This window comes from Vibrio sp. PID17_43 (assembly GCF_002608565.1).
Taxonomy (GTDB): Bacteria; Pseudomonadota; Gammaproteobacteria; order Enterobacterales; family Vibrionaceae; genus Vibrio.
In genome coordinates this window covers 142333-155099 of record NZ_LIXM01000001.1, presented here as the reverse complement: position 1 = coordinate 155099, position 12767 = coordinate 142333, and the positions used below count along the sequence as shown (strand labels likewise).

The window sequence follows — 12767 nt, the reverse complement described above, 5'->3', positions numbered from 1 at the left end:
TTGGGGGAGGGAACTAACCGAAATCTAGATTTAATAGGCAAAGACTTTCCGTGGTTCATCTACGGGGACAGGGAAGCTAGGTGTTACTCATCGGTAAGTCTTTCTCTATTCAATCTTTAATTTTTAACTTTCACATTTTTGAATAAGGACACATTCATGTCTACTGACTTTAAGCCTGCAGAATTCGTGCAAACCATGATCAACGTGGGTGAAGCGAAAACCAACACTAGTACTCGCGATCTTCTTCTTCGCGGTACGATGGCTGGTATTATTCTTTCTCTGGCGGTTGTGGTCGCAATTACAGCGATGGTACAAACGGGTATAGGCCTTGTGGGAGCGTTGGTCTTCCCTGTCGGTTTTGTGATTCTCAGCGTCATGGGTTACGATCTAGTGACAGGTGTTTTCGGCCTTGCACCATTAGCGAAGTTCGAAAATCGTCCTGGCATAACGTGGAGTCGCATCTTCCGTTGTTGGGGGCTTGTTGGTTTGGGTAACCTAATCGGTTCTCTGATCGTTGCTTACCTAGTGGCTATCTCTTTGACAGGCAACTTTTCTCTAGAACTGAATGCAGTAGCGAAGAAATTTGTCGCTGTTTCTACTGCACGTAGCCTTGGTTTCGAGAATATGGGTATGGACGGATGGATCACGTGTTTCGTGCGCGGTATCTTCTGTAACCTGATGGTGTGTCTAGGTGTTATCGGCAACATGACAGCGCGTTCAGTTTCTGGTCGCGTAGCGATGATGTGGTTCCCGATCTTCATCTTCTTCGCACTAGTATTTGAACACACAGTAGTAAACATGTTCCTATTCCCACTGGGTATGATTCTAGGTGCGGATTTTGGCATTGCGACATGGTTGAACTTCAACCTAATTCCAACAATCCTAGGTAACATTGTTGGTGGTTTAGTTATGACATGTATTCCACTGTACCTAACTCATGCTAAAACTGCGCCATCTATCAATGCGCAAGACGAAGTAAAAGCAGAACCTTCAATGGCGAAATAATTCGCTTGTGCTAGCCCCACCTTTAGATAGATGGGGCCATGCTTTAATCTTAACTTTCATCTGTTATTTAATTGTTTTGGCGATAAAAAGTAATCACTCTTTAGAGTAGTTTGAATCCTAATTGGATCATGTGAGTGTTACTTTTTATATCTAAATTTACCGATAGGCATTGATATGACTACAGTTCATTCATCTTTAAACCACGGCTTTGTTTCACTAGTGGGCGCAGGGCCTGGCGATCCTGATTTGCTCACAGTCAAAGGCTTAAAAGCGATTCAAGCGGCTGAAGTTGTTGTGTATGACCGATTAGTGTCGAAAGACATTCTTGAGCTAGCGCACGCATCAGCAGAGATGATCTATGTAGGTAAAAAACTAGACTTTCATTGCGTACCACAAGATCAAATCAACCAAATCTTGGTACAAAAAGCGCAAGAGGGTAAGCGGGTGGTGCGCCTAAAAGGTGGCGATTCGTTTATTTTTGGCCGTGGTGGTGAAGAGCTAGAAGAGTTAGCCGAGTTTGGCATCAAATACGAAGTGATCCCGGGTATTACGGCAGCTGCAGGTGCGACAGCTTATGCGGGTATTCCTTTGACGCATCGCGATCACGCACAGAGTGTTCAATTTATTACAGGACACGTGCAAAAAGATGGTCGTGAGATTGAATGGCACTCATTGGCACAGTCAAATAACACACTTGTGTTCTACATGGGACTAAAACAAAGTGGTCAAATCATGGATAAGCTGATCACGCATGGTTTAGATCCAGAAATGTCGTGCGCTATCATCGAAAATGGTACGCGACCAGAGCAACGTGTGTTCCAAGGGAAGTTGAGTGAATTAGCAAATATGGCTGAGAAAGCCGTAAGCCCAGCGTTGATAGTGGTTGGTAGTGTTACTCAGTTACACAATAAATTGGATTGGTTCTGCAAACATTAAGTTTCATAATACCAAGCCTCGTAATCACTAATCTTCACAATACTGAAATTTATAATAACTAATCTTAATAGCAGCCAAGTCTAATAATAACTTGGCTTCGACATTGTTAAGTATTAAATGGCACAGGGGCTGCGTTTCTGCTGCATTTCTCTTTTTCGCATTGGCATCTCATCAATGAGGTTATTGATGAATTGCCAATCGGTTTTTGCGCCCCAGCGGTGTTTTTCTTCACCGTCTTTTCCTAATAGAATTGCGGTGTGCTGTCCTTGTTTTACTTGGTAGAGTTTGGCAAGCATCTTCAAATCGAATTCTTCTTTTAACCATGCCGGTTGAGTAAACCCATCTTCAGCAATAACCAGTGTGACAATGTCACGGTCTTCGAGTTCGCATTCGTTCATTAAGGCTTCGAGTAAAAACTGCTTCACGTGGTCATCATTGCTCGGCGCAAAATACAGCACACTTCGATGCGGCCAGTGTTGATCATGTGACGGATAGCCAAAAGCAGCAGTGGACACTAGGCACGTAACCAATAGAGCGAGTACTTTGTGTATCATGGCATTACTCCTATAAACGTGAACAACAGGTCTGGTCACGTCTGTAAACCAAGTTACTCTAGCTGAACTGAATCTATGAGCAGAGCACCTTGAGATTACTTGTATACATACGTAAGTTTAGTGGAAATCGCTCATTGTGCTTTTGGGCAAAGTCGCTTAGGGTATGCAGCAAAAGATAAGGTGTACGAAATAGATGAGTTCGGAAAATAAACAAACAGTCGCGATTCTTGCTGATGTGCAGAATGTGTATTACACCTGCCGAGAAGCGTATCGAGCAAATTTTGACTACAACCAGTTCTGGTATGTGGCGACACAAGACAAACATGTGGTCAGTGCTCGCGCTTATGCTATTGCTAGTAATGATCCTAAACAGCGTCAATTCCACCATATTTTACGTGGTGTGGGTTTTGAAGTGATGTTAAAACCGTTTATTCAGCGTAGAGATGGTAGCGCTAAAGGGGATTGGGATGTTGGCATCACGCTCGATGCGATAGAGATTGCTCCAGAGGTAGACGAAGTGATACTGGTTTCTGGTGATGGTGATTTTACGATGTTAGTTGAACGTATCCAGCAACGTTTTAATAAGAAAGTCACCGTTTATGGCGTACCTAAGCTCACTTCTCAGACTCTCATAGATGCGGCGGACAGCTTTATTGCAATAGAAAATGATTTTTTGCTGTAATTGCTTTTTCTGTAATAGCTTATTTGCGGTGATGCATTTTAAGAACAGAGGTGAATTGTTCGCACAAGCAATTCACCTCTGTGATGTCGTAGAACTAAGGAAAGTCGACACTCGGTCAGCTCTACGGATTCACGAAAGTCATTAACTTTGCTCACTAACCTCACTTTCTACCGCACTATCAGCACCTTGCTCAGTCGCTTGGTTTTGCTCTTCTGCTTCCATTTTTGCACGTTCAGCTTTAGAGATGTAACGGGGCTTGTTGCTTTTGTGCAGTTTTGAATTCTGCTTTTTTAGCTTTGATTTTAAAATTTGGTTGATTTTCTTCTTGCGGTTCATGGTGTTGGTCCTTTAATTTAGCGGGGCAGAATAGTGATTTTTCCGCTAAGTTACAAGCCTAATGGATACCCTATGAGAACACTTAATACAGAGCGCCTAATACTACGTCTTGTTAGTGTAGAAGATGCGCCGTTTATTTTAGAGCTCTATAACCATCCAGATTTTTATCGCTTTGTCGGTGACAAGCAAATTCGTACCTTAGATGAAGCACAACGTTACATCGAATTGAACATGCTACATATGCAAAAACTTAAAGGCGTGAGCTTGCTGGTGGTTGAAACTAAAGATGACAACCAACCAATAGGTATATGCGGGTTAGTGAAGCGTGATACATTGACTGCTCTTGATATTGGCTACGGATATTTGCCAACGGCTTATGGCAAAGGTTATGCAATCGAAGCGGCGAAAGCTGTCGTTAAATTTGCCCGCGATGGAATGAATATAGAAAACCTTGTTGCTATCACCAAAAATGACAATATTCGTAGTATCAGTTTGCTTAAAAAGCTCGGCTTTCAGTATCAGCGTGTGGAACAGCAGTACGATAATGGACGGACGTTACAACTTTACTCGATGAAACTGTGAATCTAGGTTAGTTAATGAGCGAGATTTTATTAGGCAAACTTGCCACAGAATTGAAAACGGTAAAAGCCATGATTGAGGTGTATTGCCACGATCATCATGGCACAAAAGGCGAGTTGTGCTCAGCGTGTCGTAAATTGTTGGATTATGCAGAGGTTCGCTTAGATCGCTGTCCTTATGGTGAAGATAAGCCTGCGTGCAATAAATGTCCGATTCATTGTTACAAGCCGGAGCCGAAAGAGCTGATGCGTTTGGTGATGCGTTACTCCGGACCGCGGATGCTAATACACCATCCCATTTTAGCGATTAGGCATTTGGTGCATGAAAAGCGGAGCGTTCCTGAAAAACCTATTGCCAATGCATCGAATCGCCACAGAAGAGCAGCACAAAAAAAACGAGAGCATTGAGCCCTCGTTTTCGTTTGAATTAAGATTATAGGCCTGCAGCCATTTGATGTTTTGATTTCGTCGCTGCCAATAACATGTAGATACAGGTCGCAAGCAGAGCAGCGAATAGGTAACCCAATAAGCCGTGCATTTGCCCCATAAATTTATCTGCAACCACAGGGCCAGCGACAGAACCAACGCTGTAGCTAAATAACATCACCTGAGCGGCTGATACGATAAAGCGCTCATCCAAACCCTCACAACCTAAGTTAATCGCAATCGGGTAAAGTGCAAATGTTGCCATACCCAATAAGAATAGTGATGCCGCAAGCACTACCGCTGACGATGAGATGAATGTCAGGCCGATAGAGAAAATACCAAGAATACAGAAAAACGCCATTAGCACGGTACGGCTCATGTATTTGTTTAACGCTGTCACCATAGGTTGAACTAACATGCCGCCTAGGATCACGAGCGCCATCAAAGTGCCAATGTCTTGGTGGCTAATTTTACGGTTTGCAAGCTCTACAGGCATTAGGCCATAAATAGCACCAAGTGTTAGGCCGGAAACCACACAACCAATGATCGCCGCATGGTTTAGTTTAGAGATTTGCTTAAGTGATAGCGCTGTTGATTCTTGGCTATTTGGTTGTTCACAATCGATGAACATCAATACCAAGATTGCCATTAGGATCAGTGTGATGATCGCAATAAAAGGCACACCGCCGCTAACGCCAAGAATCCCAATGCCAAACTGACCTAGTGCTGAGCCTCCGTACAGTGACAGCATGTATAGGCTTAATCGTTTTGCACGTGATGATTCATCACCGGCCATCAACCAAGATTCAACAATAACAAATACACCAGCGACGGCAATACCAGCAACAAAACGTGCAAAAAGCCAAACTACACCGTTAGGTACAATAGGCAATACAACGATAGTTAGTGAGAATGCCGCTAAGCAACCTACAAACGCTTTGCGGTGACCAACACTGTGCACGATGCGTTCAAAGAACATTGCACCGATCAGTAGACCGCCATAAAACACACTCGCCAACCAACTCGCATAATCAGCAGAGATGTTGTATTCACCAAGCATAAGAGGGATCAAGCTCATCAAATAGCCTGACGCCACTGCATAAAGAGACAGTGCTACGACAGGAACTGTGACTCGTGGCGATGCAGCAGGAATGGCTGTGTTTTCCAATGTTTTGCGCCTATAAGTTAAGTAAAATTTAGGGGTTAATTGGCGCGAATATGAGTCTAATTAATAGGCAAGTAAAACGATAATTTTCTTTCGTGTCGACAAAAGAAATTTATCGATATTCTATAAAGAATTACTGTATAAAAACGCCAGCCCGTAAACAGACTGGCGAATGGGGTTATTTACTAAGTGCTTGATTTAACCACTGTTCAAATTGAGATTTTGGCAATGCGCCATTGATCATATCGACGCGTTGACCATTTTTATAAACCATAATTGTTGGGATACTACGAATGCCAAATTGTGCAGCGAGTTGTTACTCTGATTCTGTATCAATCTTGACAAAACGGACGTTTCCGGCTCGATCTTGAGCGACATCAGAGAAAACAGGGGCAAAGCCGACGCATGGATTACACCAAGGGGCCCAAAAATCGACCACGACTGGTGTGCGACTTTGTAACAGCGCAGAAAAGTTTTCGAGCGTTCCCTCAATTGGCGCGCCATCGAACAGCGCAGCCTTACACTTACCGCAGTTTGCTGACTCTGCGACTCGCTCATTGGGAACACGATTTAAACCGCCACAAGACGGACAACGAGTTTTAAACGATGACATGACTTCTTCCTTTATGACAACTTGATGAAAACATGACTTATCAGCCAGCCTCATTATTTGTATACTTATTATGTTATATCCGAATTACTGAGAAATTGTGCTCAGAAAAGCGACTTAGTTCGACGCCCTTGGGTATAGTTTGCCGAAAAATGGAACGGCAAGTTTGTATTGGGACCTGATTAGGTTCTAAGAAATTTCATTTAAATACAACAATAAATAGGTCTGTGATGACAAATTACTATGCTGAAATCACTGGTTGGGGAAAGTGTCTCCCACCAGCCACGCTCTCTAACGATGACCTCAGTACTTTTCTCGATACATCAGATGAATGGATTCGTACCCGCACTGGCATTGAAAATCGTCGCATTAGCCATGTAAATACGTCGGATATGGCCACCGTGGCAGCACAGCATGCAATGGCCTGTGCAGGTGTAGAGGCGAGCGATATTGACTTGATCATTGTTGCGACATGCTCACCCGATTCTCTTATTCCAAATATTGCTTCTAAAGTGCAGCAAAACCTAGGCATTCGTTCAGCTGCCGCATTTGATTTAAACGCAGCGTGCACTGGGTTTGTATACGGTCTTGAAACGGGCACGCGTCTGATTCAATCAGGTAACTACCGTAATGCCATTATCATTGGTGCAGAGCGTCTTTCTTTCTATATCGACTGGGCAATGCGTGATACCGCCGTATTGTTCGGGGATGGTGCTGGCGCTGTGGTTCTAACGCGCACTGAGCAAGAAGTAGGTCTACTGCAATCGCAAATTGGCTGTGATGCAAAAGGTCGTGACATTCTCTCTGTACCTAAGTTTGGTACTTGTATGGATCGTTTCGCAGAAGATAATGGTTACTGGGATTTTAACTTTGTTGGACAAGAGATATTTAAGCGCGCAGTGAAAGGTATGGGCTTAGCGGCGAAAACTGTATTGAAAGCATCGCAGCTAACCACTGATCAAATTGATGTGGTTATTCCTCATCAAGCGAATATTCGTATTATTCAAACATTGTGTGATTTATCTGGCATTCCGCAAGACAAAGCGTTTGTGAATATTCAAAACTATGGCAACACTTCTGCTGCGACCGTGCCAATTGCGTTGTGTGAGGCTGTAGAGCAAGGCCGGGTGAAACCGGGCGACAACATGTTACTCGCGGCGTTCGGCGCTGGTTTAACATGGGGTGCTACGGTACTGAAGTGGGGAGACAGCGTAACGCCTGTCGCGGAAAGTGATGCCGCTCTGCCAGAATGCGATAAATCTGCACTGGAGCTTTTAGAGCGTGCAATCAAGTTATGTAATGAGCGTCCTCGTGGCGATGAAGCATAATCAATACTGTAGGTAATCAAAAGGGAGCATAACGCTCCCTTTTTTGTTCGTTGATTCACGGATTATTTTCTTGCTAGTTTATGGTGAGCTCGTGAGAAGTGATCCGCACAGAATGCACCAACGATAGAGAGTTCTCCCGCTAAACAAAGCGCAGCAGCCACTTCCGCTAAGGCTTTGGCTTTACCGTTTCCATGTAACCCCAAAATATCAAGACATGCTTTTTGTGTAGGTAGTCCCGTCCCGCCACCTACGGTGCCGACCATGATGTTGGGCAATGTTACCGATGCATACAGGTCACCTTGTTGGTCTATGTCCATGCGAGTAATTCCGATGGCAGACTCAGCCACGCACGCGGCATCTTGGCCACAAGCGATATAAAGGGCAGTTAGGGCATTTGCATAGTGCGCATTGATTCCGATGGTACCACTAAGCAATCCTCCAACCATGCTCATTTTTCCAAACTTAACCATGTTTTCTGGCGTGGTGTGGAGATACTTTTTCACTAATTCCGCAGGGATAGTCACTTCTGCAGAGACTTTTTTCCCCCGAACCGAGCGCAGCGTATGCGCATTCGCTTTTTTATCACCAGATAAGTTACCGTCTAAGAATGCATCGACGGGGGCGATAGGGCAGTGTTGCAAAATATAGTGAAATACTTTGTGCGTTGCGATGGTCACCATATTTTGGCCAGAGGCATCACCTGTTACATATTCAAACACGAGGTAAACATGATTACCTTCTATGTTGACATTAATGTCTTTGAGTTTGCCGTGCGTCGTCGTAGATTCCGCTTCTTTGCGCAATATGTCATATTGTGTCACGACCCAACTGACAAATTGAGCCGCTTCCGCTATTGACACAAAGGCGAAGACCGGAGTTCGAGTCACTCCCTCGCTGATCAACAGTGTACTCGCGCCGCCAGCAGCGGTAATGAGATTGGCACCACGGTTGTAAGATGCCACCAACGCCGCTTCTGTTGTCGCTAACGGAACCAAGTAGTCGTCATTGGCAAACAATCCGTTAATACGAAGAGGACCTGCAACTCCGACAGGAACGTTCACGGTACCGATAAAGTGCTCAATATTATTTGCATAGTCGTCGTAATGAGATTGTGTGAAAGGATCGAGCAGGAGATCTTTGTCCGTTATGGACGCCAGAACGTTCCAGCGACGGTTAACCAGTTTGTCAGACAGTCCAGCACTCAAGCACAGTTTTCTTACTACTTTATGGTATTTCGGTTCTAATGCCGATTGTACTTTTTCGCAGGTTTCAATATTAGAGAGTGTGGAATGACTCCTTTTACTGTCTAAATTCAATTTCGGCATATCAGTATTCCATTCTTTGTTTGGCTTGGAATAATAGTGATACAACACTATGTATTCGTCATGCAACCGCAGGGCTTTAGGGACTTGAGGCGTTGTGCTTAAACTTGACTAAAATATTACAATTGTTGCTGAAATTGGAAAGCAATAATCGGTCAGAAATCTGGTCATAACTTATTGACCCGGTGTGAAAGTCGCACGATTTTCTATTTGGTTTCAATTCTTACAAGGTCAGTTATGAAAGCAAGCTTCAGATAATGTAAAAGTTGTGCAAATTACTTTCGTTGCATTCATTCAGCCCACAAATTTATGAGTTGAACCCTGATAAGGACGGTATATTCTTAAGTTGTTCTATCTACTTTATGACAAGGGGATGATATGTCCGAGAACGAACAAGAAAAACAGCCAATGGAAATCGCTGCGAACCAGAATAAAAATAAGAAAGATAAAGTGAAAATGGTGACTAATTGTTTCCTCTTGTTTATCGTTGCGATGCTCATGTTTAGCATTGTTTCTGACCGTATTATCCCTATCACCGATAACGCGCGTGTGAAAGGGTATATCGTGCCTATCAAACCTCAAGTCTCTGGAAATGTATTAGATATTAGAGTGAGACCAAATCAATTGGTAGAAGAGGGGGATGAGCTTGCAATACTTGATAAATCAGATTACGAGATTGCGGTCAAACAAGCGGAAGAGAATTTAGAAATCGCAGGTCAAAATGTAGGAGCCCAAACCGCTTCTATTGCTTCGGCTCAAGCGCGACTCACCTCTGCAATCGTCGAGCGCCAAAATACGGAAGCGCAGGCAAATCGTATTTTGGCGATGGCCGAGAAAGGGGTCGTTTCAAAATCTGATGCAGACAAAGCGAGAGCAGCATTGGCAACAGCACGTGCAAATGTTGTGAATGCAGAAGCGGATCTTGAAAAATCGAAACAGCAATTGGGCGCGGAAGGAGAAGAGAATAGTCAAGTGAAAGCGGCATTGCTCGCCCTTGAACAAGCACAACTGAATTTAGAACGTACAGTCATTCGTGCACCAACACAAGGCGGGGTATCGAATTTTAGTTTAACCGAAGGCTTCTACGCATCGGCAGGTCAACCGATAATGACGTTTGTTTCTACAGAGGATATTTGGATCGAAGCCTATTTTCGTGAGAATAGCTTAGGCAACGTAAGTATCGGTGATGAGGTTGAGATCGCCTTAGATTTCGCTCCGGGTAAGGTCTTCAAGGGAAAAGTGAGTAGCATCGATTGGGGGGTTGATTGGGGGCAAAACCAGCAAGCCGGCAAACTTGCTCAAGCGAACCAACAAACTGGTTGGCTCCGTCAAACACAAATGTTACCCATTGCGATAGAGTTCGATAGAGAAGAAGTACAAGGTATGCTTCGGGTTGGTGGTCAAGCCGATGTCATCGTCTATAGTGGAGATAATGTCGTATTCAATACGATAGGCAAGTTATGGATTCGACTGCTAAGTGTGCTTTCTTATGTCCGATAATTTGCGCTTAGATACCGCGATACAACGCCGGATTTTACGCTTTACCGTTGGTGTTGGTTTAGCGGTGTTTCTCGCCGCTTGGCTTAACTGGGCTCTGGCGTTTGTCGCGCCGGTGTTTACCGCAAAGTTTCTGATAGATAAGCCAAATCTTCATAAAGAAACCGTGTATGAGCTATTGTTGGCTTTAATTGCCACGATGGGATTAGGTTTGCTCTTATCAGGGGGGATCACACACTACCCCATCGTGTTGCTAATGGCGGTCGGATGGATGATGCTGTGGGGATATTACTTGTTTACAAACCCCAAATGGAATTTGTTTGCGACCATACTCATGATAGCGGTATTAATGTTGCCATTTATGGCGATAAATAATCCTGCGGTTTCAGTTTTTCTTGCTGGGGGCTTGGCAACATCAGGTGCAGTATCGGTGCTTATTTTTGCTCTGGTGCATATTTATTTACCGGAGCCGAGCAGTGAATTCGCGGGCTATGCAGAGCCACCAATGTCTAAACAACAACGCTGGTATGCGGCATTTCGAGCGATGCTGATTTCATTTCCTTTGGTGTGCTTTTTCTTTATCTTTCAAATATCAGAAGCGTTGCTAACAATGATGTTTGTTGCGCTGCTGTCACTGATGATTACATCAGAAAAATCCGTAAAATTAAGTGTATTCTTGGTTATCAGCAATGGGATTGGTGGTCTATTGGCGATACTGGCATTTACGATACTCGCCATCGTTCCAAACCTATTTTTTTACACCGCTTTTATTGCTTTATTGGCGGTGTTAATTGGAACCAAAATTTACACTGTCCCGGAAAAGGCACCAATCTTTGCCACCGCATTCAGCACGTTATTGGTATTGATCGGTAGCACGTTGATGAGCTCTGGTGATATCGACAGCAATACATTTGTCCGAATCTTTCAACTTGTGGTGGTCAGCTGCTATATGATCTTTGCCTCTCTGTTGTTAGAAACTCGGCAGTGGAAATTTTTGCAAACATAGTACTTACCCAAATTGGTATAACGCTTAATTTCCTAGTAAAGCGATAAATGCTCTAACTACAGCCGCGATAAATGACACTTACACTTGTAAATTTTCTACGTGATGAGGATGTTCGCACGCATGCCTAATACTGATATCCCATTAGTTCATTCGGAAGAAGTAAAACTGTTTGCTATCATGCTTAAAGAAATTGATGGCGACATTCACGCTTTGCTTGAGTCCGCGCGAATGCCGCAAGATATTCTTATCAATAAGGCACTAAATGCATTTGTTCCTGAAAGCGCATTGAAATCTGTTTTTCAAACATTAGGGGAAAACGCGCCTCCCGAGAAGTTCGCTTTGCTGATGTGGACGTTGTGTCATGATATCTATGTGCCTCGATTTGCAAATCGAGTGACTCAAGTACATTCGCTAAAAGCGGCATTACAAGAGATTGCTGAATTATTGGCTCAGGTTTCAGACAGTGTAAAGCTGACTACCCAAGAAAGAGCAGGCCGGTGGTGGTTAGTGAGAGAAAAAGAGCAGGCTGATCGAGAATGGTTTCGTTATGCAGAAATGTTCTCAGTAATGTTCATGAATGAGCTTTTGAAAAAATTGACAGGGCCGAATTGGCGGCTGACAGATGTCGGCATTCAAGATGCAGATGCAACACCGTTTCATCAATTACCGGGTATGAAGTGCGCTCAGTTCTATACGGAAAGACCAGTTACCGCAATCCACATTTCAGCTTCTATAATCGATCAGCCTATTGCTTTTACCCCTTTCAAAACGGGCGTTAGCACTGATTCCATAGAGCAAGCTGATAAGTTTAGCCTCGCGCTTGCTCGTGCACTTACGCCTTATTTATCGATGGGCAAAATTTCTATTCAGTTTGCTGGAGAACTTATAGACATGAATGTAAGAACGATTCAAAGGCGGTTAGCAAATGAGAACACGACTTACAGAGAAGTTATCGAAAGCTTAGTGTTAAAGCAAACGCTGGAGTTACTCGCAGATAGAGAACTGAGCATCACACATATTGCGCTTAAAACGGGGTATTCGGACTCGGCACACTTTACTCGTGCTTTTAAACGAATGATGAATACCACCCCGAAAGCTTATCGCCAATCCTTGTCATAATTCAAAGTCTCTGTTTTCGTAGAGGCTTTCACTGTCTACATTTAAAAGCTGATTCAACACGTTGTCGCCTAAAGGCAATTTGGCTGCTTGAAGTTTTTATTATTACTTCTACGCTTTGATTATAAGCCCGCTATTTCATATGCGTTTGGTATTTTGTGTTGAATGGGTTGGCTTCATAACACCTCATTTCTTTTCAAGGAAGT

The 12767-nt window shown here is 43.7% G+C and carries 13 protein-coding genes and 1 pseudogene; 9 read left to right on the top strand and 5 right to left on the bottom strand.

The window, feature by feature from the left end; all coding sequences use genetic code 11:
• The first annotated feature begins 156 nt into the window (after window positions 1-156).
• Both AK965_RS00735 and cobA read left to right on the top strand, forming a co-directional pair.
• Entirely contained in the window at window positions 157-1005 is an 849-nt protein-coding gene (locus AK965_RS00735) for a formate/nitrite transporter family protein (RefSeq protein WP_099077804.1), read from the top strand.
• Between the two features lie 174 nt (window positions 1006-1179).
• Window positions 1180-1941 carry a uroporphyrinogen-III C-methyltransferase gene (gene cobA, locus AK965_RS00730; RefSeq protein WP_099077803.1) on the top strand — a complete coding sequence of 254 codons (762 nt, stop codon included), beginning with the start codon at window positions 1180-1182 and terminating at the stop codon, window positions 1939-1941.
• 113 nt (window positions 1942-2054) lie between these two features.
• Here cobA and AK965_RS00725 read toward each other — a convergent pair whose 3' ends face one another.
• Window positions 2055-2495: a DUF4174 domain-containing protein gene (locus AK965_RS00725; protein ID WP_099077802.1), complete on the bottom strand. Its 441-nt coding sequence runs from the start codon at window positions 2493-2495 to the stop codon at window positions 2055-2057.
• A 193-nt stretch (window positions 2496-2688) separates the two neighbouring features.
• Between AK965_RS00725 and AK965_RS00720 the strand changes: the two genes are divergently transcribed.
• Window positions 2689-3177: an NYN domain-containing protein gene (locus tag AK965_RS00720; protein WP_099077801.1), complete on the top strand. Its 489-nt coding sequence runs from the start codon at window positions 2689-2691 to the stop codon at window positions 3175-3177.
• A 141-nt stretch (window positions 3178-3318) separates the two neighbouring features.
• On the opposite strand, the gene AK965_RS00715 is transcribed toward AK965_RS00720, so the two are convergent.
• Entirely contained in the window at window positions 3319-3513 is a 195-nt protein-coding gene (locus AK965_RS00715; protein ID WP_099077800.1) for a DUF2986 domain-containing protein, read from the bottom strand.
• Between the two features lie 72 nt (window positions 3514-3585).
• On the opposite strand from AK965_RS00715, the gene AK965_RS00710 reads away from it, so the two are divergent.
• The gene (locus AK965_RS00710) at window positions 3586-4095 is read left to right on the top strand and encodes a GNAT family N-acetyltransferase (protein ID WP_099077799.1); all 510 of its coding nucleotides are present in this window, start codon (window positions 3586-3588) and stop codon (window positions 4093-4095) included.
• A 14-nt stretch (window positions 4096-4109) separates the two neighbouring features.
• Entirely contained in the window at window positions 4110-4499 is a 390-nt protein-coding gene (locus AK965_RS00705) for a nitrous oxide-stimulated promoter family protein (RefSeq protein ID WP_099077798.1), read from the top strand.
• A gap of 25 nt (window positions 4500-4524) precedes the next feature.
• Here the strand turns inward: AK965_RS00705 and AK965_RS00700 are convergent, their stop codons facing one another.
• Window positions 4525-5685, bottom strand: a complete 1161-nt coding sequence (locus AK965_RS00700; RefSeq protein ID WP_099077797.1) for an MFS transporter — start codon at window positions 5683-5685, stop codon at window positions 4525-4527.
• 175 nt (window positions 5686-5860) lie between these two features.
• A pseudogene (trxC, locus tag AK965_RS00695) lies at window positions 5861-6295 on the bottom strand (thioredoxin TrxC).
• Between the two features lie 227 nt (window positions 6296-6522).
• Here trxC and AK965_RS00690 point away from each other — a divergent pair.
• Window positions 6523-7620: a ketoacyl-ACP synthase III gene (locus AK965_RS00690; RefSeq protein WP_099077796.1), complete on the top strand. Its 1098-nt coding sequence runs from the start codon at window positions 6523-6525 to the stop codon at window positions 7618-7620.
• A gap of 62 nt (window positions 7621-7682) precedes the next feature.
• On the opposite strand, the gene AK965_RS00685 is transcribed toward AK965_RS00690, so the two are convergent.
• Entirely contained in the window at window positions 7683-8945 is a 1263-nt protein-coding gene (locus AK965_RS00685) for a hydroxymethylglutaryl-CoA reductase (protein ID WP_099077795.1), read from the bottom strand.
• Between the two features lie 375 nt (window positions 8946-9320).
• On the opposite strand from AK965_RS00685, the gene AK965_RS00680 reads away from it, so the two are divergent.
• The 3 genes from AK965_RS00680 to AK965_RS00670 all read left to right on the top strand — a co-directional run bounded on the left by AK965_RS00680 (window position 9321) and on the right by AK965_RS00670 (window position 12564).
• A complete protein-coding gene (locus AK965_RS00680; protein WP_099077794.1) occupies window positions 9321-10442 on the top strand; it encodes an HlyD family secretion protein in 1122 nt (373 codons plus the stop codon).
• On the top strand, window positions 10432-11445 hold the full coding sequence (locus AK965_RS00675) for a DUF2955 domain-containing protein (RefSeq protein ID WP_099077793.1): 1014 nt from the start codon (window positions 10432-10434) through the stop codon (window positions 11443-11445). The genes AK965_RS00680 and AK965_RS00675 overlap by 11 nt, the downstream gene beginning before the upstream one ends.
• 120 nt (window positions 11446-11565) lie before the next feature.
• Window positions 11566-12564 (top strand): helix-turn-helix transcriptional regulator, encoded by a 999-nt coding sequence (locus AK965_RS00670; RefSeq protein ID WP_099077792.1) that lies wholly within the window; start codon window positions 11566-11568, stop codon window positions 12562-12564.
• The last annotated feature ends 203 nt before the right edge of the window (window positions 12565-12767 follow it).

What these genes read in the sequence shown, in the direction of transcription:
- AK965_RS00735 (WP_099077804.1), top strand. Translation starts at nt 157, where the DNA reads ATGTCTACTGACTTTAAGCCTGCAGAATTCGTGCAAACCATGATCAAC.
- cobA (WP_099077803.1), top strand. Translation starts at nt 1,180, where the DNA reads ATGACTACAGTTCATTCATCTTTAAACCACGGCTTTGTTTCACTAGTG.
- AK965_RS00725 (WP_099077802.1), bottom strand. Translation starts at nt 2,495, where the DNA reads ATGATACACAAAGTACTCGCTCTATTGGTTACGTGCCTAGTGTCCACT.
- AK965_RS00720 (WP_099077801.1), top strand. Translation starts at nt 2,689, where the DNA reads ATGAGTTCGGAAAATAAACAAACAGTCGCGATTCTTGCTGATGTGCAG.
- AK965_RS00715 (WP_099077800.1), bottom strand. Translation starts at nt 3,513, where the DNA reads ATGAACCGCAAGAAGAAAATCAACCAAATTTTAAAATCAAAGCTAAAA.
- AK965_RS00710 (WP_099077799.1), top strand. Translation starts at nt 3,586, where the DNA reads ATGAGAACACTTAATACAGAGCGCCTAATACTACGTCTTGTTAGTGTA.
- AK965_RS00705 (WP_099077798.1), top strand. Translation starts at nt 4,110, where the DNA reads ATGAGCGAGATTTTATTAGGCAAACTTGCCACAGAATTGAAAACGGTA.
- AK965_RS00690 (WP_099077796.1), top strand. Translation starts at nt 6,523, where the DNA reads ATGACAAATTACTATGCTGAAATCACTGGTTGGGGAAAGTGTCTCCCA.
- AK965_RS00685 (WP_099077795.1), bottom strand. Translation starts at nt 8,945, where the DNA reads ATGCCGAAATTGAATTTAGACAGTAAAAGGAGTCATTCCACACTCTCT.
- AK965_RS00680 (WP_099077794.1), top strand. Translation starts at nt 9,321, where the DNA reads ATGTCCGAGAACGAACAAGAAAAACAGCCAATGGAAATCGCTGCGAAC.
- AK965_RS00675 (WP_099077793.1), top strand. Translation starts at nt 10,432, where the DNA reads ATGTCCGATAATTTGCGCTTAGATACCGCGATACAACGCCGGATTTTA.
- AK965_RS00670 (WP_099077792.1), top strand. Translation starts at nt 11,566, where the DNA reads ATGCCTAATACTGATATCCCATTAGTTCATTCGGAAGAAGTAAAACTG.